2 protein-coding genes are annotated in these 2,186 nt (G+C 63.8%); both read left to right on the forward strand.

All coding sequences use genetic code 11. The features are described from left to right. The coding region (gene rnr / locus AC1DT2_RS21365) for a ribonuclease R (RefSeq protein ID WP_477298583.1) at nucleotides 1–1,800 on the forward strand (1,800 nt) is incomplete at its 5' end. Further along, on the forward strand, nucleotides 1,797–2,186 hold a 390-nt coding region (locus AC1DT2_RS21370), incomplete at its 3' end, for a TrmH family RNA methyltransferase (RefSeq protein ID WP_477298585.1). The genes rnr and AC1DT2_RS21370, both read left to right, overlap by 4 nt.

Raw genomic sequence — 2,186 nt, forward strand, 5'->3', positions numbered from 1 at the left:
GTCGTCGCCATCGCCGACGTCTCGCACTACGTGCCGGTCGGTACGCCGCTGGACGTGGAAGGCTACAACCGCAGCACCTCGACATACTTCCCCGGCTTCGTCGTTCCGATGCTCCCGGAGACCCTTTCGAACGGTATCTGTTCGCTCATGCCCAAGGTGGAACGCCTGTGCATGGTCTGCGACATGGAGATCGACGAAGAAGGCGAGGTCAAGCGCTCGAAGTTCTACGACGCGGTGATGTTCTCGCACGCACGCCTGACCTATAACAAGGTTTGGCAGGCTGTGGGCGAGCGCAATGCCGATGTTCGCCAGGAAATCTCCGATGTGCTCCCGCACATCGAAGCCCTGCATCGCCTGTACAAGGTGATGGCCAAGGCGCGTAAGCGTCGCGGCGCGATCGACTTCGAAACGCCGGAAGTGAAATTCCGCATCGGTCCGGCGGGTGATGTCGAATCGATGGGTGCGTCCGATCGTAACGACGCGCACAAGATGATCGAAGAATGCATGATCGCCGCGAACGTGCAGGCGGCGCGCTACCTTACCAAGCGCAAGATCCCCGCGCTGTATCGCGTGCATGCACCGCCCCCGGCCGAAAAATACGAAGACCTCCTGCGTTTCCTCAAGGAGTTCAAGCTGAAGATGCCACCGGCGGGCGAAGTCACGCCGGCCGATTTCTCGGCCTTGCTAAAGCGCGTGCACGACCGTCCCGAGGCCGAGCTCATCCAGTCGGTGCTGCTGCGTTCGCAGAGCATGGCGATCTACCATCCGGAGAACCAGGGTCACTTCGGCCTGGCGCTGGACGCGTATGCGCACTTCACCTCGCCGATCCGTCGCTATCCCGACCTGCTCGTGCATCGCGCCATTCGCTATGCACTGACCAAGGGCAAACCGGCCGATTACGTCTATAGCGAAACGCAGATGGCGGCTATGGCCGTGCATTGTTCGCAGCGCGAACGTCGTGCGGAAGAGGCCGAGCGCGATGTGGACGAGCGCTTCAAGTGCGCCTGGATGGAGAAGCACGTTGGCGAGGAATTCGCCGGCACCATCACCGGCGTCACGTCGTTCGGTCTGTTCGTCGAGCTGTCGGCGTCTCGCGTATCCGGTCTGGTGCACGTGTCGCAGTTGCCGAACGACTATTACAAGTTCGATCCGATCCGTCACCTGCTCACCGGTGAGCGCACGGGTTCGACGTATCGCCTCGGCGACTACGTGAGCGTGCAGGTGCTTCGCGCCAGCCTGGAAGACCGCAAGATCGACTTCCGTCTGGTTGCGCGTCTGGCCCAGTTGCCGAAGCCGGCACCGAAGGTCGAGGTAGCTGCTCCGGTCGCGCCGAGCTCGGGTATGGCCAAGGCTGGCAAGGCCATCGGTCGCGCCGCGAAAAAGGCGATGAACAGCATCTTCGGCAAGAAAGCCAAGGCCCCGGTGGCCGTCGAAACGCCGGCAGCGCAGGCTCCRGCCCCCGCGCCGGCATCGCGTCGTCGTGCCGCCGAGCCTGCAGCGAGCGAGCAGAACTCGTCGAGGCCGCCGCGTCGTCGTTCTTCGGCACAGGCCCCGACTCAGGAGCAGTCCGCTCGCGGCGGCCGGTCGGGCCGCGGCGAATCATCGGGCCGTGGCGAACAGTCCGCACGCGGTGAACAGTCCGCGGGACGGTCCGCCACCAAGAAAACCGCGGCGAAGAAGACCGCCGTGACGAAGCAGTCGACCCGGCAGGCGCCGGTCGCCACTTCGGAAACACCGGCACCGGCCAAGAAATCGGCCCGGCGTCGGTCGCGTAAACCCAGGAGCAAGCCAGAAGCATGAGTGAGTCATGGATCGTAGGAATCAATCCGGTCGAAGCGGCTCTCACCAACGACCCCGATCGCGTCCGCAAGGTTCTGGTCGAGCAGAAGTCGAAGAATGAGCGTGTAAACGAAATCGTCTCGATGGCGCGCAAGCTTGGCCTCGTACTTGAGCAGGTGAGCAAAGAGCAGCTGGAGAAGCTCGGTGGCGAAGCGCGCCATCAGGGCGTCATCGCTCTCTACCAGACGCCGCCGTTGCGCGACGAGACCCATTTGCTGCCGCTGCTTGAAGCAGCGGGTGCGAACGCCTTCGTGTTGGTGCTCGATGGCGTGACCGATCCGCACAACCTGGGTGCGTGCCTGCGCAGCGCGGCGGCGGCGAACGTCACCGCGGTCGTCGTGCCGAAG

This window comes from Luteibacter sp. P4_E6 (assembly GCF_056401535.1).